Source organism: Suipraeoptans intestinalis (genome assembly GCF_034091795.1).
Classification (GTDB): Bacteria; Bacillota; Clostridia; order Lachnospirales; family Lachnospiraceae; genus Suipraeoptans; species Suipraeoptans intestinalis.
On the sequence record NZ_JAXFXH010000021.1, the window covers coordinates 1 to 20,568 of the forward strand.

Sequence of the window (20,568 nt, forward strand, 5' to 3'; positions counted from 1 at the left end):
AGTAGGAGTAGCCTTGCCCGAAAAATCACTGGAACTGCGCCACGCAATCATTTCTATCCAGATGATCGAGGAAGAAATCTCAGAGATAGAATCAGAGATAAACAAGCTTATGAGCAACCTAGATTCTTCAATTACTACAATCCCAGGGATCGGTATCCAGATGGGTGCAGTCATCCTCGCGGAGATAGGTGATTTCACCCAATTTGACAGTCCTGATAAAATATTGGCATTTGCATGGAAAGATAACAGGGCGTTCTGTAAATATATCTGCCCGATTACCGTATTCCTAAAGCCCATGAGTTAGAATGCATCCTTTGCATGGAGTGCGTGAAAGCATGCCCGAAGAGGGCATTATAGCATCGCCACAGATACGGATTTTCCATGAACTGTGTGCAAAAGACAAAGGACGACAGCTTTCGTTGTCGTCCTTTGTCTTTTCGGCTTCCTTCCTACTAATGGGAGGATGCCGTTTTTGCTTTTTCTTCTAAACTTCCTTCTCTTTCAGAAGATTTTTCATACTGTTCAGGCTGATGGCCAGAGTGGAGAGGTTGTGGAACATAGCCGAAGTGGTGGGCTGTATCCGTCCTCCTACTCCCAAAAGGATCAACGCCGTGTTGATGGCCACAATATCCCGGTAATTCCGGTTGATTCGTTTCATCAGCGCGTTGCTCAGACGTTTCAGCCGCACGATCTCGTACAGGTCGTCTGCCGCTATGGTAATATCTGCGATCTCTCTTGCCAGCTCTGCCCCGTCGCTGATGGCGATCCCTGCATCCGCCGCAGAAAGTGCAGGAGAATCATTCACTCCGTCTCCCACCATCACCACTTTTCTGCCTGCCCTCTTTTCTTTTTCAATAAAGTTGGCCTTATCCTCCGGCAGCACTTCTGAAAAATACTCATCGACTCCTACTCTGGACGCAACTGCCGCCGCTGTCCGTTCGCTGTCACCCGTCATCATCACGATCCGTTCAAATCCCGCCTGCTTTAGCGCCTTTACTACGGCTGCTCCTTCCGGCCGGAGAGGATCCTCAATGCACAGCACTGCCGCCAGCTTTCCATCTACCGCCAGATACAGATGGGAATACTCCGGCGGGAGCATGTCGAATGCCTCCTGGTATTCTTCCCGGATCACGCACTTTTCATCTTCAAACACAAAGTGGGCGCTTCCAATGATAACCCGCTTGTCTTCTACATAAGAAGAGATTCCATGTGCCACTATATACTCCACGCTGGAGTGCATCTCTTCATGATCCAGTCCCTTCTTCTTTGCCGCATGAACCACTGCCTTTGCCATAGAATGAGGGAAATGCTCCTCCAGACACGCCGCCAGCCGCAGCAGCTCCTCTTCGCTCCTCTGACAGAAGGGAATGATCTTTCTCATGGAAGGTCTCGCCTTGGTAAGCGTTCCCGTCTTGTCAAACACGATGGTCTTTGCCTCCGCAACAGCTTCCAGGAATTTTCCGCCCTTCACCGTGATGTCATAGGTCCCGGCCTCCCGGATGGCTGACAATACCGTAAGCGGCATGGCAAGCTTCAGCGCGCAGGAAAAATCTACCATCAAAACAGACAATGCTTTGGACATGTTCCTGGTCAACGCCCAGGCAGCCACCGTCCCTGCCAAAGTCAGGGGCACCAGCTTGTCCGCCAGCCTCTCTGCTTTTCCTTCCACAGAAGATTTTAATTTTTCTGATTCCTCGATCATGGTCACGATCTTTTCATATTTGGAAGCACCGGAAATCTTCTTTACCGCAAAAACGACCTCGCCCTCCTCCAGGACACTGCCTGCGTAAACGTAAGCTCCGGCTTCTTTGTGCACCGGAAGCGGTTCTCCTGTCAAGGAAGCCTGATTGACCATACCGTCCCCTTCTGTAACGATTCCGTCAAAGGGGATCACGCTTCCCATATGTACCACGATCCGGTCCTCTTCCCGGACAGTTCTGGCATCCACCAAAACCTCCTGGTCTTCTGTCTTCAACCATACCTTGGACACGTTCAAAGACATGCTGCGCGCCAGATCCCCCACCGATTTCTTGTGGGTCCACTCTTCCAGGATCTCTCCGATCCGAAGAAGAAACATGACAGACGCCGCCGTGCCGATCTGCCCTCTTGCCAGGGAAACGCCAATGGCTGTCGCGTCCAATACCGCTACCTCCAGCTTTCCCTTCAGCAGGCTTTGCAGTCCGGCCTTCAGGTATTTGACAGCCTTTAGTACCGTTACGGCTACGCCTAGCGGATAAGGCAAAAACGTCTTGGTAAAGTACCGGATGGCCGTTTCTGTGATCAGTTTTTCTTTGTACAGCTTGTTGAGTCTTCTCCCGGAATTGGCGGCGGCCAGCTCCGGAAGCTCTACGGACGCATATCGGAATTCCTGCAGCGCCCGGATCAGGGCTCTTCTGTCTCCGATAAAGCAAACGCAGGCATCGGCCGTCCGTTCATACACCTTTGCCTGCGTGACATATTCCAGCGTGTTCAAATAGTACAGCAGCCTCTCCGCTTCTTCTGTCGTCATCTGTCCCTGTACCAGATGGATACGGATCCTTCCCGGAATTTCATGCTTGATTACAAATTTCAATTACACTTCTCCTGCCTTGTCTTCTGCCGCTTCACACACTGCATCTTCTACCACTTCGCCCTCTTTTACACGGCGCACCTCGTTGATATGCTTTGCTTCCGCCAGCACGTCCTCTGCATTTGCCTGCACGGTCTCCGCCGTCTTTAACACACAGTCCTTGACACGAAGAGCCGCTGCGGTACAGTTTGTATATACCTTCTTGGCATCCTTGCTGGAAAGCAGCTTCACTCCGGCTGTTCCAAACAAAACGCCCCCTGCAAACAATCCGATCTTCTTCCATTTAAAAATATCCATGTTCTTATCCTCCTTTTTCCATACCGTTTCCCGCCCTTCTTCCGAAAGGCCTACGGCAGCTTTACTTGTGTTTCATGCCGGTGTAAAATACCATCCCCAGGCAAAATACCATGAGCCACGCCCAAAAACGATGTTGTTTCAAGATGCCACCTCCTGTGCTTCTGCGCCGTCGTTCCGATGTCCTTCCCTCTTCTGGGAGGACTCTCGATGCGTTCCGGCCGCCACTTCCTTGTAAATGCATTCTCAAACGTATTTTATTATACAAAAAAAAATCAGCCTTCGTCAAACTTTTTTCTCTCGCCATTTCTTATGTTTTTCTTAGTTTCCCCGGAAAGCTTTTCTTACACCTGCAAAAACAGCCCTGCCTCCTTCTTTGGCAGAGCTGTCGTCCTGTTTCTTTTTTACGTCTTACAAAAGCGTGTGTCCACCGTGATCCGGCTTCTCCTTTTAGCAGCATCCACAGCAGTTATGGGGCTTTATGCCTCCCATTCCTTCCTGGCTCGCTCCTGCATCTGTGAAAGCGGCTCTACTCCTGAGTTACTATCCGGTCGGGACAGAGAATGTGCGGCACAAAGCGCTCCCGTATACAGGGCTTCTGCCAGGCTGCCGTCTTTGTAAGCCGTATACAACACCCCGGCACAAAACGCATCTCCGGCTCCTGTCGTTCCCTGTATATACCCTTTTGGAAGGGAAAAGCTGGGCACCTTCACTCTTTCCCCCGTCCGGCAATCCAGGCCGTACCCGCAGGCAGGAGAATGTACCACCGCCCACTTCCCCACGCCCAGAGAAGCCAGCTTCTCCAAACCTTCCCAGACCTTTTCTTCCAGGATCCCTTCCTCGTCATACATCTGTATCCCGGAGGTTCCGCTGCCTTCCACCTCATTGACCACCAGATAGTCGGTGTACTGCAGGGCAGGCCACACCACTTCCCGGTACCTGTCGCCTTCTTCCGATACCATGTCCACAGAGGTTTCCATCCCTCTTCTTTTGGCCTCCGCCAGCACCCTGGCTCCTCTGGTCCCATAGCTTTCATCCGGCTCATCCAGCCTTCCCAGCAGCAAAAGATATTCCAGATGAAACAGCCTGGCATCCAGCCTGTCAAAGTCAATATGCTCTTCCCCGTAACTTAAGGTTGTTCCCGGATCATAGAAAAAAGTCCTCTGTTTGCTGCTTTCTTCCGTCATGGCAAAGGTCACTGCCGTCCTTCCCCATCTTGTTATATTGTCTGTCTGAATGTTGGGATACTGTTTCAGCGTATCCCGGATCAGATTCCCATAGTCGTCTTCCCCGATCATCCCGCTGACTTTCAGGGGCAGTGTCTCATCCATTCTGGCCAGATCAATGACCAGGTTGTTCAATCCGCCTGTGTGGGGAACCGCATCCTTCAGCCATGCCAGATTTCCCTTTTTGGGATATACATCAATGGTATAGCCGATATCTGCGATCAGCGTTCCTGCCAGCGCGATTCCTTCCCGTCCCATACGCTCCTCCTTGTTCCTTCTGTAAGATCTGTTTTTTCTGTCTCTTTGTTTTCTTAAGCGCACCCTTTTTGGGAATATCCGCGACAGACGCGGGACTTCCCGGTACTGTATCCGTTATTTCCCCGCTCTGGGATATTCGTTGCATAGAAGGCGATAGGGAGCCTCATCCTCCTCGATTTCCGGAAACCTTCCCACCTTTTTATTGGAAAAATAGTTGTCGGTGCAATCATCGTTGCACATGGATACTTCCCCCAAAAGCACGGTTCCCGTTCCTTCCTCTACAGAAAAATCGTGATACAGTCCTCTGGTAATGGTAATACTTTCTCCCGGCGTCAGTCTGACCTGTGTTCCTGCCGAAACCGTATAGACTCTCCCATCACTGTAGACTGTCACATCGGTATCCGCAAAGCTTCCGTCCGCATTGGAATTAAACACCCGGATCAGAATATTTCCTCCGCCCCGGTTGATGATATCTTCCATCTTGTATGCATGGTAGTGCATCTGTGCATACTGCCCTTCCTTCAACATCAACAGTTTTTCTGCATAAGGTTTTTCATAGGCCTCTTTCTGCAGATTCCCGTTTCTCAGCGTGATCAGGGAAAACCCTGTCGTTTCAAAATCTCCCAGTCCAAAATCTGTAATATCCCAGCCCAGCATCGTGTCCCGGATCTCATCGTACTCCTCGCCCTTTTCCTCCCATTCCTCGGGAAGCCAGTTACAAAATGGCGGCAGGGAGATCCGGTACTCCCGAATCATCTGGTGCATGTCCTTTAATGCCTTGTTGATTTCCGAACGCTTCATCTATCCTTTCTGCAGCATCTTTCGGACGCTGCTTTCCCCTTTCTTTCGCTTATGAGAAAGAGCCCTGTGACAGATCCTGTGATCCTCACAACAGCCCTTTTTCTTTCCCGGACCTTCTATCGGTCTTTCCGGGCAAATATTTCTATCGCTTCTTTTACGTTTTCCTGCATGGCTTTTCCCGCGATCACCGGAATATCATGATAAAACACCGCTCCCACCTGCTTGTCCAGCGCTTCTTTCACTGCCTTCCCGCCTGCCAGTGTCATATAGGTGTAATAATTGATCTTCCGAATCCCGTTTTTGACAGCCGTCTGAAATTCTTCCTTGCTCAGACCGGATCCCCCGTGCATTACGAAGGGAATGTCGATCTCCCTTTTGATAGCGCTGATCCGATCCAGGTCCAGCACCGGCTTCTGGGTATAGATCCCATGGCTGGTGCCAAAGGCAATGGCCAATACGTCCACGCCCGTCCTTGTTACAAAATCTTTTGCCAGGCCAGGGCTGGTATATACATCCTCTAGATTCGCAAAGCTGTCTGCCGTTTCTTTTGTTGCCGTTTCTCCCACGCCGATCTCCGAAGAAAAAATATGTCCCAGTTCCGCTTCTACTGTCACGTCTACTGCGTGCGCCAACCGTACCACCTCCTTGGTGATGCGTACATTTTCCTCATAATCCAGTCCGGATGCGTCGATCATCACGGAAGTGAATCCCAGCCGGATAGCCTTCATACAGCTTTCTACCGACGCGCCGTGATCCAGATGCACACAGACCGGCACACTGGCTTCTTTTGCAAACCGGAGCATCACCGGCGCGATCTCCTCCATCCGGATCAGATCTCCATGGACTTCCGCATAGTTCAGGATCACCGGAGATCCGGTTTCTTCTGCCGCCCGGATGATGGCCATGACGGACTCCATATTGGGACAGTTAAAGGCGCCGATGGCCCTCTCTTCCTTTTCTGCCAGTTCCATTAAAGGTTTCAAAGATACTAACATAGCTCCTCCTCTACTTTTTCCCTTTGTTCCGGAAGTAGTCGATAAACACCGCCAGAAGGATCACCACTCCTTTGACAACATACTGCCAGAAAGAGTTGACGTTCAAAAGATTCAATCCGTTGTTCAGTACTCCGATGATCAGACCTCCGATGATGGTTCCTCCGATCTTACCGGACCCTCCCGCCATGGAGGTTCCACCTACTACAACCGCCGCGATCGCATCCATTTCCGCTCCGTCTCCTGCCGTCGGCTGTCCGGAATACATTCTGGATGCCAAGACGATCCCGGCAAGACCTGCCATCAGCCCGGAAAAAGCGTGCACGAAAAATTTCACTCTTGCCACTTTGATTCCCGAAAATTCTGCCGCCTGCTGGTTTCCTCCCACCGCATAGATGTGACGTCCCATTTTGGTACGGTTCATGATGATGGCCGTTACGATCAGCACCACCACCAGGATCACCACCGGCGTCGGGAAGATCCCGATATATCCGGCTCCCAGAAATTGCCATTCTTTGGTGACTACCCGCACCGGAGAGCCGCCTGTATAGACATACGCCAATCCTTTTGCCACATTCATGGTAGCCAGCGTTACGATAAACGGTGGGATGGTCGTCCTGCTGATCACCGCTCCGTTAAACAGCCCCACCAAAAGGCCTACCAATACGCCGATCGCCAGCGCAACGCCCAGCGGCAGATGATACCTTGCCACACATCCTGCCGAAACGCAACCGGAAAGGGCAATGATGGATCCCACCGACAGGTCGATCCCTCCCAGGATGATCACCATGGTCATCCCGCATGCCAAAAACAGGTTGGTAGAGATCTGTCTCAGGATGTTGAAGATATTCTGCCGTGTAAAAAAGGTTCCGCTGGTTCTGGGAAATACTGTCAGAAAGATACTCAGCACCAAAAAGGCGATGATGATCCCCAGATTTTCTTTAAAATATAATTTGATAGCCGCCCCATATCCGGATGCGCCTGTATGTTTCTTTGCTTTTTCTGCCATGATTCTGCCTCCTAACTCTCATTCCTTATTCTGCCGCAAATTTCATGATGGCTTCTTGTGTCGCCTCTTCGTGCCCGATACAGCCTTTTAGCTTCCCGTGGGCCATCACATAGATCCGATCGCTCATTCCCAGTATTTCCGGCAGCTCTGAGGAGATCATGATGATGGACATCCCCTCTTTTACCAGTTCATTCATAATCGAGTAGATCTCCGATTTTGCCCCCACATCCACACCTCTGGTGGGTTCATCCAGGATCAGGATCTTGGGGTGCGTTGCCAGCCATCTTCCGATCAGCACCTTTTGCTGGTTCCCGCCGGACAGATTCCCGATCATCTGCTCCTGGGAAGGGGTCTTGGTGGCCATCTTATCGATGTAATTCTGCGTGATCTCTCTTTCCTTTTCTCCATTTACAAAAATTCCCTTGATGAAATCCTGCAGCACCTCTATGGTGGAATTAAACCGCACACTCTGCACCTTGTAAAGGCCTTCCAGCTTTCTGTCCTCCGGCACCAGGGCGATCCCATGCCGGATGGCATCGATGGGAGATTTGATGGTTACTTTTTTCCCTTCAATGTAAATGGTTCCCTGGCTTTTTGGCATCAGGCCAAAAATGCTTTTCATAACCTCACTGCGGCCGGCTCCCACCAGGCCTGCAAACCCTACGATCTCTCCTTTTCGGAGTTCAAAGTCCACGTCTTTTGCCAGCTTTCCGTCGGAAATCCCTTCGCATTTTAAGACCACTTCTCCCGGCTCCTGGAAATCTCTTACGTAATAGTTGGTCAGCTCCCGGCCTACCATCATGGCGATCAGGGCATCCTTACTGGTTTCCTTCACCACTTTCGTCCCTACATACTCCCCGTCCCGAAGCACTGTTACCCGGTCGCAGATTTCTTCCAGCTCGCTCATTTTATGGGAAATATAGATGATCCCCACGCCTTTTTTCGTCAGGTTCCGCATGGTTTCAAACAGGAAAGCCACTTCCTTGTCTGAAATAGAGGAGGTGGGTTCGTCCATTACCAGAATCCTGGAACGATAAGAGATCGCCTTTACGATCTCCACCATCTGCTGCTGGGCGATGGTCAGATCTTTTACCAGCCTGGTTGCCCGGATCTTCATGTCATAGGCATCCAGCAGAACCTGTGCCTCCTCGTTCATTTTTTTCTTATCTACAAAGCCGGATTTCATCGGTTCTCTCCCCAGAAAGATGTTTTCTGCCACTGTCATATAGGGCACAAGAACCAGTTCCTGATGGATAATCGAAATCCCGTTTTCCTGGGCGTCCTTCACGCCCTGAATGGATACCTTTCTCCCTTCGATGATGATTTCTCCCTCATCTGCCGAATAAATTCCCCCCAGAACCTTGATCAATGTGGATTTCCCTGCTCCGTTCTCTCCCAAAAGAGCATGGACCTCTCCTCTTTGAAGCTCCAGGTTTACGTCTTTCAGTGCATATACGCCCGGAAACCGCTTGTGTATATGCTTCATTTCCAACAATGCCATCTCGCCCAAAATATCACCTGCTTCTCTCTTTTTTGCCATATGTTCCCGTGTTGCAGGAGTGCCGGATCCGTCCCTGTCTTTGGGAAAGATTCTGCGTCCGCCTGCCATCCCGGACCTGTGTCGCCGCCGCTTCCGGCAGCCTGCCTGTCCTATCAACAAAGGTGCTTCATTCCCCTGGAACAAAGCACCCTATTGTTCTTACCTGTCAGTGATTACTGCCATCCGTCTGTGCCGAATTCTTTTACGTTGTCCGCTGTGATCAGGAATGTTTCTACCGGATATCTGTCTTCTACTTTCTTCTTATCCAGTACCATGTACATCACTTCCACAGACTTGTCAGCGATATCCACCGGAGACTGTGCTCCCGTTCCTTCGATCAGGGACTTGCCGGAAGCCAGCTCTGCCTTGATGTCCGGAGATCCGTCTACCCCGTAGATCAGGCAATCCTTCAGTCCTGCCGCATTGGCTGCTGCCAGTGCTCCCAAAGCTGTAGGATCATTTCCTCCGAAGATGGCTACTACGTCCGGATGTGCCTGCAGAAGGTCCTCTGCGATTCCCATTGCCTTCTCCAGATTTCCTCTTGCATCCTGCTGTGCTACCACTTCGAAGCCTTTTCCTTCAATGGCGTCCAGGAAACCGTTGGTTCTGTCTACTACGGAATTCATGGTAGGAGAATCCAATACGATGATCTTTCCTCCGTCCGGAAGCTTCTTCACCAGGTCTTCTCCACAAACTTTTCCTGCGTTGTAGTTGTCGGATCCTACATAGCTGGTCACATAGGACATATCTGCTACTTCTGTGTCAAAGTTTACGATGGGGATGCCTGCCTCTTTCAGTGCATCCAGCGCCGGAAGGATTCCTTCTGCCTCTGCCGGGTTCAGGAACATGGCGTCGATCCCCTGAGAAATCAGGTCTTCCACCTGCTGGATCTGAAGGCTTACGTCATTTGCCGGATCCACAGAGATCAGTTCATCTCCATTTTCCTCCACCTTCTTACGCATCTCGTCTTCGATGGTTACGAAGAAAGGATTGGTTCCGTCCATACAGGTATACCCAAACTTACGGCCTCCTTCTTTCTTTGCCTCCGAAGAGTCACTCTTCTTGGATCCCTGGCTACACCCTGCCGCCAGAGCCGCCACCATAGAGATGCAAAGCAGCATACTGATCACTTTCTTTTTCATATTACACGTCCTCCTTTTTTTGATACCCTTATCATACTGATTTTCCGTCCTTTTTGCACCTGTATTTTGTAACGGAAAAGGCATGACATTTGCCACGAAAAATATGACAATTGTCATGCCGGATCTTTTTGCAAAGGCCCTCATTCTTTCAGAAATTTGGTAATGTCCCTCTGGAAGATCTTCAGGGCGCTGTCCACATTTTTTTCGTTTTTATAGATTTCCCTGATACGGTTTTCCGCCAGCGCCATAGCCTCTGAATATTTGGGAAACCTTGGCTTGACTTTTCCTGTTTCCAGCACGTCCCGCAGCAGTTCATAATCGATCACTCGCTCGTCCACGTCCATTTCCTGGCGGATCACACTGCCTGCGAAGCTGGATCCGGTCACATATTTCAGGACCGAAGCTCCCTGGGACATCCGCATCACCTCTCTTTGGATCTCAGAATCCGCCGTAAGAAGCTTGATAAATTCCCAGGCCAGATCCTGGTGTTTGGAACGTTTGCTCATGGCCATCATCAGAGTGTCCACCTCCGAAGTATTGCCGCCCGTCGGTCCTGCCGGCATCCGGGTACAGTCCCACTGGAAGGAGGTGTATTTTTTTATCTTGTAGGGGTATGTCTTGTATGTCCGGTAGTCGGAAAAGGACAGGGGCATAAAGGCCACTCTGCCTGAGTCAAAATCGTCCTGGGTCACGGTACTGCCTCCGTTTTGTTCTTCCAGACGCTGGACAAATTTCACGGCCTCTCCCACCCGGTCACCGGAAAAATAAGCCTTTTCCCCATCTGCATCAAACAGCTCTGCCCCGTTGGAATAAGCCGCCTCCTTCCAGGTATAATTATAGGTGCCAAACTGGTCGATCACCCCGTCCCCATTGGTATCTTTCGTGACTTTTTCAGAAATCGCCTCCAGGTCTTCCCAGGTCCAGTCCGCACTGGGAACCTGGATCCCTTCCTGCTCCAGAAGCGTCTTGTTGACAAACATCAGCGTAGGAACGGTTTCGTAGGGCAGTGCATACTGTCCCTGTCTGTACTGTCCCATCTGAAGCGCCGTCTTAAAAAAATATTCTTTTTTAAACTTCCCGTCTCCTTCCATCTTCTGGTTCAGATTTTCGATCACATCCAAAGAGGCATAGCGGTACAGATCATCCGGCAGGATCATAAACATATCCGGCGTCTTTCCGGACAGCACCTTTCTGGACAGCCACTCCGAATAATCCGCCTTCCGGATCCCGCTTTCATAATAGATCTTTACCCCCGGGTGAGACTTTTCAAATTTGCGGATGGCCTGATCGATCACCACATAGGCATTGGCATCCTCCACCTCCCAGTTACTTTGGGCAAACATGCCAAATTCCAGTACGATGGGCTTTTCCTGTCTCTTCCCCAGCCATGCGACCAGTCCCACCGCAGCGCAGATGGCAAGATACTTCAGTATCGTCGTTTTCTTCATGGCCAACATCCTTTCACAGTCGTTCCTCTTCCGGATCCGTTATCTTTCTGCCTGTTTTTTTCTGCACCGCCCAGATGGCCAGTTGCGTCCGATCCCGAAATTCCAGCTTATTCAGGATGGTGCTCAGATAATTTCTGACCGTTCCTTCCGACAGCAGCAGTCTTTCGGCAATCTCCCGGTTGGATTTGCCTTTTCCCACCTCTCCAATGATCTTCCACTCTGTCTTTGTCAGTTCCTGACTTCTTTCCTGCTCCACTTCCATCACATAGTCTGCCTGTGCCATCTGGGAAAACAGGCGGACCACCTTTGTGGCAATATCCGGGTTGATCATGGCCTGACCACTGTGTACCGTCCGAATGGCATTTTCCAGCCCATCCATGGAAATCCCCTTCAACAGGTAGCCGCTGGCTCCCCATTTTAATGCGTTGTATACATATTCATCGTCATCGAAGGTGGTAAGTATAATGATCTTGATATCCGGATAGTTTTCCTTGATGATGCGGGTACATTGCACCCCGTCCATCTTGGGCATACGAACATCCATCAGGATCACATCCGGCCTTCTTTTCCGGATGCTGGCAATGGTTTCCTGCCCATTGCTCACCGCATCGATCACCTCCAGTCCTTCTCTTTGGTTCAGTACAATAGACAGACTTTGGCGGATCAGCTCCTGGTCATCTGCAATTACGATCTTAATCATAGTTTTCCCCCCATCTGATCGGAATAATCACTTTTGTAGTAAATCCATTTTCTCCGGAAAACCATACCTCTCCGTTCAGCATCCGGATCCTTTCTACGATATGTCTGGTTCCAAATCCTTTTTTCATATCCTTACAGCCGATCCCATCGTCCCGGATCAGAAGATGGATGTCCGAGTCCTTTTTGGTCAGCTCGATCTGTACGTGCTTGGCATTTCCATGACGGATGGAATTGGTGATACTCTCCTGAATCACCCGGTAGATGGCGTTTTCTTCGTCTTCATCAAATTTCAGAACGTCTACCTCACAGCAAAAGTCGATCCGGGTGCTGGTCATGGAATTGGTTTCCTTTACCATTTTTTTGATAGCATGCTCCAGACTCAACCGGTCCAGTGCGTCCGGTCTCAGCTCACTGACGGAGCGCCTGACCTCCTTGATCCCGTCCCGTGTCACCTGTGCGATCATATCCAGCTGGGTTTTCGTGGCCTCCGGCGAGAGATCGATCATGGCAATGCAGGCGTCTACCCCCGCCGAAATCCCTGTCAGGGTGTGTCCCAGTGTGTCATGGATCTCTCTTGCCAGTCGGTTCCGCTCCTTCGTTTCTCCCATTTTTTCCTTGATCACCGCATATTCCCGCAGCTTCACATTGGCCCCCTGCAGCTCCCGATTGGTTTCCGAAAGCTGCTGGTACAGCCGCCTGACTTCTGTGATCGTTCCGCTCTGGTCCATAATAATATAGACACAAAACATCAAAAACAGAATCACGTTCAGGGACAGGATCACGTTATAGGTCCACAAAAGCACCTTATTCCAGATTCCCTCGTACAGGCCGATGTAATCCTTGATATAGTACAACCGGCTGCTCACCGACACGATCCCGTGATCCGTGCCGATGTAGCTGGCCAGGGATACAACGATCAGGACATATTTCCCCTTCAGCTCCTTGATGTGGGAGATCAGATTGGCAAATACCCACAGCAGGATCCCGTTGTAGTTGAAATCCAGCAGGTAAATGATGATCAGACTGATCAGAAGGTCAAAGGCAATGGAGGAATAGCAGATGATGGGATTGTCCTGAAAAAAGTATTCCCTCCCGATAAAAGAAAGCACCAGAAGAAACAGCAGGATCCCCATCTCTGCCACGATCATCCGGGGATGGCTGGGAATGGCTTCCACCCGTCCCATAAATTCACTTGCCACATAGGTGTCGCAGATCTTTTCCGTAGCTATCCATAAAAATATGGAAATCCCCAATACCGCTATAATATTAAACAAAAATACTGCATATTTCAGCAGCAACGCCCGATTCTTTTCCATACGTCCCTCTACTGCCATCCTGAAATACTGTAATTTTTCATGTTGTCTCTGGTGATCAACGTCACCGGGATCTTGATCTCTTGTTCCACCGGTTTCCCGTCCAGATATTCATAGGCCGTCTCTGCCGCCTTCATCCCGATCCGCACCGGCGACTGGGCGCTGGTGGCTTCCATATATCCGGCTTTGATCATAGCCTTGGCGTCCGGAGAGCCGTCGATCCCATACACCATAACGCCCTCTTCCTTGTTCATTTTCTGCATGGCGGCAATGCAGCCCAGCGCCGTAGGATCGTTTCCCCCCAGCACCACATCAAAGGTAATCCCCTCATTGATGATCTTTTTCATTTCCCGCATGCCTACTTCCAGCTCTGCCGCTCCATTCTTCTTTGCTACCACCTGATACTCCGGATGCTCCCGGATGGTATCCAAAAACCCTTTGACTCTTTCACTGGTGGAATTGATATTCTGCGAGTATACGATGACGATTTTGGCACTCTGACGCTTTCTCATCATATCCTTTGCACAGGCAGCTCCCGCCTCGTAATTATCCGACAAAATGGTAGAAACCACCAGTTCTTTTTCGTACACAGGCGTATCCATCACAAATACCGGGATCTTTTTCTTTCTGCACAGCTCCAGAGAAGACTGGATCCCTTTCCAGTCTACCGGATTCAAAAACAGCACGTCGATCCCCTCGTCGATCATGTCCCGGATCTGTGCGTTCTGTTTCTCCTGATCCTGAAGAGGATCCCTGGTGATCAAAATGTCCCCGTTCCCTTCCACAATCTCTTTGATATTTTCATCCAATACTTCAAAATACGGATTATTCATCGTCATGTAGGTGGCTCCGAATTTTCTCTGTTTTTTTTCCTCCTTTCCGGCTAATCCCAGGACCACTGCCGTCAGGATCAAAAACAGGATGACGATCGTTCCTGCCATTGCCCCTCTTGTTTTCCACCGGATCCCGTCCTTTCTCTGTTCCATCGTTCGCTTCTCTCCCTCTGGCATACTTTTTTTGTGCCGCTTTTGCTTCACCGCTTCTGTCGCACGGTCTTTGCCATGTTGCCTTTTCCGCTTGCATTTATGTTACCATCTCCACTGTCGGACTTCAACAAATGCTTCCGGAAATTCCCTTCGCTGATTGCGGTAGGGCATCCAGCCCAACAGCTTCCCACAGATTCCCTCTTGACAAACCCGTTTTTATATCTTAATATTTGAATATATAGATATTTGAATTAATCAGCCGTTTCTTTGCCCCCTATGTTTCTGATGCAAAGAAACCGTGTTTTCAGAAAGGAGTCTTTATGCAGCTGAATATTTCCCCGGAAACATTTGAAGCCAACGCAGAGCTTTTAAAGGTCCTGGCCCATCCGGTCAGACTTTGCCTGGTAAGAGGATTGATGGAAAACGGTCCCTGTAATGTTACCAACATCCAGTCCTGTCTGGGTGTTCCCCAGTCCACCATTTCCCAGCATCTCGCCAAGCTCAAAGCCTTCGGCGTCCTCTCCTGTACCCGGTCCGGCAGAGAGGTAACATACGCTGTGACCCATCAGACAGTTCAGAAACTGATCCGGGCCTTATTTGACGCAACCCAGCCGATCTGATTTGTTCTGTCAGCGGCAAATCCAGCCAGCCTTTTGCTCCGCACCGGAAAAAGAAAGCTTCCGGCCCGGCTTTTTGGCCGACACCGAAAAAGGAAAGGCTTTGGTACTCATTATTTCACAGACAAGGAGGTTTCCTATGAAGAAAATCATTATCGTAGGCGGAGTTGCCGGTGGGGCAACTGCTGCCGCAAGACTTCGCAGACTGGATGAATCTGCCCAGATCATCCTGTTTGAACGGGGAGAATATATTTCTTTTGCCAACTGTGGTCTCCCCTATTACATCGGAGACGTGATCGAAAACCGGGACGCTCTTCTGGTGCAGACGGTAGAGGGAATGAGCCGGCGATTCCGTCTGGACATCCGTAATTTCAGCCAGGTAGAACGTATCAACACGCAGGAAAAAACGGTTGTGGTAAGACACCTGCAGACAGGACGGGTCTACGAGGAACCTTATGATGCTCTGATCCTGTCTCCCGGTGCAAGTCCCATCAAGCCCCCCATCCCCGGGCTTGACAGCGCCAAAAATGTATTTACTCTCCGCAACATTCCTGATACAGACGCTATTAAAGCTTTTCTGGAGGAAGCAAAACCCAGGGAGGCCGTTGTAGTAGGCGGCGGCTTTATCGGGATCGAAATGGCAGAGAATCTGGTTTCCCGCGGAATCCGGGTCACCCTGGTAGAAATGGCCGATCAGGTAATGGCTCCCTTTGATTTTGAGATGGCACAGATCCTTCACGCTCATTTGATAGAAAAAGGCGTTCGCCTGATCCTGGGAGACGGCGTACAGGAATTCCAGAATCAGGGAAAGACGATCCTTTTATCCAGCGGAACCTCTCTTTCTTCCGATCTGACTGTGCTTTCCATCGGAATCCGCCCGGAAAACCAGCTGGCAAAAACAGCCGGTCTTGCTCTGGGAAGCCGCGGCCATATTCTGGTCAATGAATATCTGGAAACCTCCGTTTCCGATATTTATGCAGTCGGTGACGCCATCGAAACAAAGGGCCTCGTATACCAGGAGCCTTCTTCTATCGCCCTGGCTTCTCCTGCCAACCGTCAGGCCCGGATCGTAGCAGACCGGATCTGCGGCATCCCTTCCCGGTATCCGGGCGTCCTGGGTACTTCCGTGGCAAAGGTGTTTGATCTGACTGCTTCCTCCACCGGATACAGCGAAAAGCGCCTGAAACAAATGGGGCGATCTGATATAAGATCCATCCATATCCATCCCCTCTCCCACGCCGGATACTATCCCGGCGCAGCGCCTTTGGATCTGAAGCTGATCTTTGAAGCTCCCGGCGGAAAAATCCTGGGAGCCCAGATCATCGGAACCTCCGGCGTGGAAAAGCGGGTAGATGTAATCGCCACGGCTATTTCCGCCGGCATGACGGTGTTCCAGCTACAGGATCTGGAACTGGCCTACGCTCCTCCTTTTTCCTCCGCAAAGGATCCTGTAAATATGGCCGGTTACGTGGCCTCCAATCTGCTGACCGGTCTGGCAGAAGCTGTATCTGTCAGCGAAATCGACCACATTGTAGAGCAGGGCGGCTTTTTGTTGGATGTCCGAACTGCCGGTGAGTTTGCTCTGGGTTCTATTCCCGGCGCCCGCCATCTCCCGCTGGATGAACTGCGTGACCGGTTTTCGGAGCTTCCAAAAGATCAGACCATCTACGTCACCTGCCAGGTGGGACTGCGGGGCTATCTGGCCTGCCGGATCCTGAAGCAGCAGGGATTCTCCTGTGTCAATGTAGATGGCGGATACCGGTCTTACTCACAACTGAAGCTGGATATCCGCCAGAAGCAGCTCCCGCCGGTAAAGGGACTTGCCTGCACAGACCATCCGGATGTTTTAAAGCAGTCTGGCAACTCCTCTGACAGCAAGGATTCTGCCGGTGAGGAAGCTTCCCCACCTCTTTGCGGGAGTACTTCTTCTGCAGGTCCTGGCACCTCGCCCCGCAAGCAGATTGACGCCAGAGGGCTCCAGTGCCCCGGCCCCATTGCCAAGGTTTTTCAGGAGCTAAACTGCGCTGATTTTGGAGATACCGTAGAGGTTTTGGCAACCGACCCCGGATTCTCCCAGGACATTTCGGCCTGGTGTCAAAAAATGGGCTACACCCTCTTGGAGCTTTCTCAGACAGAGAGGGTTACAAAGGCTGTCATTGAAAAGACCTCTGATACCAAATTTTCTGCCTGCTGCCCTTCTTCCGCTTCCCAGCCTCTTCTTTCAAGGGATGGGAAAAAGGCTACGATGGTGGTATTCAGCGGCGACTTGGATAAGGCCATTGCTTCTTTCATCATCGCCACCGGAGCCGCTTCCATGGGAAAAGAAGTCACTATGTTCTTTACTTTTTGGGGGTTAAATATTTTGCGGGATCCTGCCATCCATGTTTCCAAGTCCGGCATGGCCCGGCTTTTTGGGTGGATGATGCCAAAGGGCGCGGATAAGCTGCACATTTCCAAAATGAACCTGGCAGGCATGGGAACTTCTATGATCAAACGCATTATGAAGCAGAAACAGGTAGACAGCCTTCGCCAGCTGATGCAGCGGGCAAAAGAAATGGGAGTGACCTTTGTAGCCTGCTCCATGAGCATGGACATCATGGGAATCCGCCGGGAGGAACTGCTTCCGGATGTGGAGGTTGCCGGTGTGGCCAGCTACCTGGCAGAAGCAGAAGAAGGAAATCTGAATTTGTTCATCTAGATCTCTTCTCCTCCATCGACAGGTTTTCTGCCACCGCTTTTTATCAGCAAAGAGCTTGCGCAGAAATGATAGCATCTCTTTCCAGAAAAAATCCCGCAAAGTCGGATTGTCCGGCTCCTGCGGGATTCTTTTTCTGACAAGGTCTGTTTTCAATATCTGATCTCTTTGTCCGGAATCCCCTCCCCAAATAGGAGGGCAGGCTTCTGATCTTCTATCTCCTTGTTACAATATTTTTATAAACTTTCGCAGTCATAAGATAGACTGCTCCATAGAAGGCCACCATAACCACACTGGTTCCTACACTGACCCCCAGCATCAGCCGTTTATTGATCACACCCAGCAATTGAAGAATCTGCTGCACAATATTGTATGCAAAGATCATATGAATGATCGCCAATGTGATCGGCATGAAGAAGACTGTCAACACCTGTCTTGCAATGGTTTTATTGATGTCCTTCCCATCCAGCCCCACTTTTTGCAGGATAGCAAACCGTTCGCAGTCCTCATGGGCCTCTGCATACTGCTTGTAGTAAATCACCAGGACCATGGCTGACAGGAACAGCAGCGCCAAAAATCCTCCGATAAATACGATCCCTCCAATCAGCTGATAATATTCCAATTCATCGTAATGACGGTCTGTTATCGACACGCTGGATATTCCCTGTAGTTCCGGATATGTCTGCAATTCTGCTTCTACCTTTGCCCTAAAATCCTTTTCCTGTTTGTTTTTGGTTTCCCAACTGTAAAAATGATGCCAGCTTATATTTTCTTTCTCTTTCAGGGTCTCCTGTACTTCCTCAAATTTTTTCAGATCAGAAACCACCATAACCTTCTGGTTGTTTACCAGGTTGGACATCCCCCTGGAAATGTTGCCCGAAATAATATCTGTATCCAATTGCTCTTTAATCTGATAGGTTTGTCCTTCCAGCGTAACCTGCTTTTCTTTGGAAGAACCAGAAGGGTCATAGAGTAATACTTCCGTTTCTTTTAGGTTCTCCGATTTCCCGGTCATAACCTTATATACCGACTGGTCTATTACTGTCAGGTATGCCTTTGGAATCTCAATTCCCTGCGTTGGCTGATTTATTTTGTAAGGTGCTTTTTCCTCTTGCAGCGGAAGAAGAACATACCTGTAATTTCTGGCGCCTTTCTGGTTCAGTCCATACTTTTCCTCTATGCCGGCAAGGATCCCATCCTCGGTTTCCCAAAGCTCCTGCACTGTCTTTTGGGAGGCCTCCACTTCCTTTTCTCCTCTGGAAATGTCCACTACATAAGGCTTTGCAGCAACGGCGTTCAGGTATTCTCTTCCTCCCTTGTAGAGGGAAATCCCTCCGATCAAAGATACCAGCGCCATGGAGCAAAGAAGGCAGATACTCGCCATTCCCGCCGCATTCTTACGAATCCGGAAAATCAGGTTGGAAACGGAAATAAAATTCTGCGGCTTGTAGTAGTAGCTTTTGTTTTTTTGCAACAGCCGAAACAGCATGATACTTCCGGATCGAAAAATGAAAAACGTTCCTCCTGAGGCCAAAAGAACCGCTCCGAAAAACAGTGTCAGTGCCTTTACCGGATTCTCCACCCGGACTGCAATCGTATAAGCTGCTCCCAGCATCAAAACTCCCAAAAGTGTTCCCAGCCACAAGAAACGAACTTCTTTCTCTCCGCTTCGTTTTTCTTTCATCAACGCCAATGGATTGTACCGCATGATCTTCCAACAATTCACCAGGATCACTGCCAGAAATATCAGTCCAAACACGATTCCTGTCTTTCCTACCGCCCGAACAGAAAAGAAAGAATTTAGTGTCACAGGAAATCTCATGACCCGCAGCAGCACTGCATAGGACAGCTTATCCAGCAGCATTCCTGTCACCAGCCCTGTGACCATCACGGTGCATCCCACCAACAGGTTTTCTACGGCCACCATTCTCCCGATATGGCGTTTTTCCAAGCCCAGTACCGAGTACAGCCCCATTTCCACCATTCTTCGCTTCATAGTAAAGCTGTTGGCATACAGCACAATCACACCGGCCGCCAGCGCTATGATTCGACCGCCCAGCCGCAGCGTTTCCCCGATCGTTTTGCCGCCATAGAGCGCTTCTATTTCCGGATTCATTGACAGGGTCGTAAAAATATAGTAGAAGGCGCAGGCCAGCACCCCGGAAATCATATACGGAATATAAATCTCTTTGTTCTTCTTCAGGTTGGTCAATGCCAGTCTGGTTATCAGTTTCTGCATATTCCTTCCCTCCCTCCTGCCATCACCGTCAACGTATCCGAGATCATCTGAAACATTTCCACACTGGTCCTGTCTCCCCTGAAAATCTGATTGTAAAGCTGCCCGTCCTTGATAAACAATACACGCTTTGCCCGGCTGGCTGCCACCTGGCTATGGGTCACCATTACCACTGTCTGACCGCTTTCGTTGATCTTATCAAATACATCCAGGATCATTCCGGTAGATTTGGAATCCAGCGCTCCCGTAGGTTCGTCTGCCAGCAGAAGAGACGGCCGGTTGATGATCGCCCTTCCGATCGCCACCCTCTGCTGCTGTCCGCCGGACATCTCATAGGGGAACTTTTCTCCCATCCCGGACAGCCCCATCATCCTTTCTACCCGCCCATAGGCTTCCTCGATCTCTTGCGGGGATTTTCTTCCCAAAACCAGCGGCAGTACCATATTGTCATGTACATTCAGTGTATCCAGCAAATGAAACTCCTGAAATACAAATCCCAGGTAGTCCCTGCGAAAGGTAGAGATTTCCTTGCCCTTGATCTCCCTGGTATTTTTCCCACTCACCAGAACCTGTCCGGCTGTCGGCATATCCAGTGTCGCCAAAATATTTAACAGGGTGGTCTTTCCCTACAATGTCAAGTAATTGATATTAAAAAAGCACTTAAATTTTTGAGATTAATTTTTACTCATTTTTAAGTGCTTTTTATTCTAGCTGTTTTACTTTTTACCTATAGTTTAAATCTT

The 20,568-nt window shown here is 50.0% G+C and carries 16 protein-coding genes and 1 pseudogene; 3 read left to right on the forward strand and 14 right to left on the reverse strand.

From position 1 onward, the window contains the following. Nucleotides 1-223: 223 nt before the first annotated feature. A pseudogene (locus SOW26_RS09725) lies at nt 224-357 on the forward strand (4Fe-4S binding protein); the annotation flags it as partial. Between the two features lie 127 nt (nt 358-484). Here the strand turns inward: SOW26_RS09725 and SOW26_RS07630 are convergent. The 12 genes from SOW26_RS07630 to SOW26_RS07685 form a co-directional block, all read right to left on the reverse strand. Then, nucleotides 485-2,572, reverse strand: a complete 2,088-nt coding sequence (locus SOW26_RS07630) for a heavy metal translocating P-type ATPase (protein WP_320652175.1) — start codon at nt 2,570-2,572, stop codon at nt 485-487. After that, complete coding sequence (locus SOW26_RS07635; protein ID WP_276959375.1) at nt 2,573-2,866, reverse strand: DUF6110 family protein; 294 nt, start codon at nt 2,864-2,866, stop codon at nt 2,573-2,575. It abuts the gene before it with no gap. A gap of 476 nt (nt 2,867-3,342) precedes the next feature. Beyond that, complete coding sequence (locus SOW26_RS07640; RefSeq protein WP_320652176.1) at nt 3,343-4,347, reverse strand: carbohydrate kinase family protein; 1,005 nt, start codon at nt 4,345-4,347, stop codon at nt 3,343-3,345. 114 nt (nt 4,348-4,461) lie between these two features. Further along, nucleotides 4,462-5,148, reverse strand: a complete 687-nt coding sequence (locus SOW26_RS07645) for a D-lyxose/D-mannose family sugar isomerase (protein WP_320652177.1) — start codon at nt 5,146-5,148, stop codon at nt 4,462-4,464. 116 nt (nt 5,149-5,264) lie between these two features. Then, nucleotides 5,265-6,143 (reverse strand): class II fructose-bisphosphate aldolase, encoded by an 879-nt coding sequence (locus SOW26_RS07650; RefSeq protein WP_320652178.1) that lies wholly within the window; start codon nt 6,141-6,143, stop codon nt 5,265-5,267. A 10-nt stretch (nt 6,144-6,153) separates the two neighbouring features. Then, complete coding sequence (locus tag SOW26_RS07655; protein WP_154477566.1) at nt 6,154-7,149, reverse strand: ABC transporter permease; 996 nt, start codon at nt 7,147-7,149, stop codon at nt 6,154-6,156. A 25-nt stretch (nt 7,150-7,174) separates the two neighbouring features. Next, nucleotides 7,175-8,659: a sugar ABC transporter ATP-binding protein gene (locus SOW26_RS07660; RefSeq protein ID WP_320652180.1), complete on the reverse strand. Its 1,485-nt coding sequence runs from the start codon at nt 8,657-8,659 to the stop codon at nt 7,175-7,177. Between the two features lie 203 nt (nt 8,660-8,862). Beyond that, nucleotides 8,863-9,831, reverse strand: coding sequence for a sugar ABC transporter substrate-binding protein (locus SOW26_RS07665; RefSeq protein WP_154477564.1), 969 nt, complete (start codon nt 9,829-9,831; stop codon nt 8,863-8,865). Between the two features lie 140 nt (nt 9,832-9,971). Next, a complete protein-coding gene (locus SOW26_RS07670) occupies nt 9,972-11,279 on the reverse strand; it encodes an ABC transporter substrate-binding protein (protein WP_154477562.1) in 1,308 nt (435 codons plus the stop codon). 13 nt (nt 11,280-11,292) lie between these two features. Then, complete coding sequence (locus tag SOW26_RS07675; protein WP_276960187.1) at nt 11,293-11,979, reverse strand: response regulator transcription factor; 687 nt, start codon at nt 11,977-11,979, stop codon at nt 11,293-11,295. After that, the gene (locus SOW26_RS07680; RefSeq protein WP_276960188.1) at nt 11,972-13,294 is read right to left on the reverse strand and encodes a sensor histidine kinase; all 1,323 of its coding nucleotides are present in this window, start codon (nt 13,292-13,294) and stop codon (nt 11,972-11,974) included. Before SOW26_RS07680 ends, SOW26_RS07675 begins: the two co-directional genes overlap by 8 nt. Before the next feature lie 8 nt (nt 13,295-13,302). After that, on the reverse strand, nt 13,303-14,277 hold the full coding sequence (locus SOW26_RS07685; protein ID WP_320652179.1) for a sugar ABC transporter substrate-binding protein: 975 nt from the start codon (nt 14,275-14,277) through the stop codon (nt 13,303-13,305). A gap of 320 nt (nt 14,278-14,597) precedes the next feature. On the opposite strand from SOW26_RS07685, the gene SOW26_RS07690 reads away from it, so the two are divergent. Together SOW26_RS07690 and SOW26_RS07695 are read left to right on the forward strand one after the other, a co-directional pair. After that, nucleotides 14,598-14,897, forward strand: coding sequence for an ArsR/SmtB family transcription factor (locus tag SOW26_RS07690; RefSeq protein ID WP_154477546.1), 300 nt, complete (start codon nt 14,598-14,600; stop codon nt 14,895-14,897). Between the two features lie 136 nt (nt 14,898-15,033). Then, nucleotides 15,034-17,592 (forward strand): FAD-dependent oxidoreductase, encoded by a 2,559-nt coding sequence (locus SOW26_RS07695; RefSeq protein WP_154477544.1) that lies wholly within the window; start codon nt 15,034-15,036, stop codon nt 17,590-17,592. Between the two features lie 211 nt (nt 17,593-17,803). On the opposite strand, the gene SOW26_RS07700 is transcribed toward SOW26_RS07695, so the two are convergent. Beyond that, a complete protein-coding gene (locus SOW26_RS07700) occupies nt 17,804-19,828 on the reverse strand; it encodes an FtsX-like permease family protein (protein ID WP_276958753.1) in 2,025 nt (674 codons plus the stop codon). Next, nucleotides 19,816-20,439, reverse strand: a complete 624-nt coding sequence (locus SOW26_RS07705; RefSeq protein ID WP_472911602.1) for an ABC transporter ATP-binding protein — start codon at nt 20,437-20,439, stop codon at nt 19,816-19,818. Before SOW26_RS07705 ends, SOW26_RS07700 begins: the two co-directional genes overlap by 13 nt. Nucleotides 20,440-20,568: the final 129 nt, after the last annotated feature.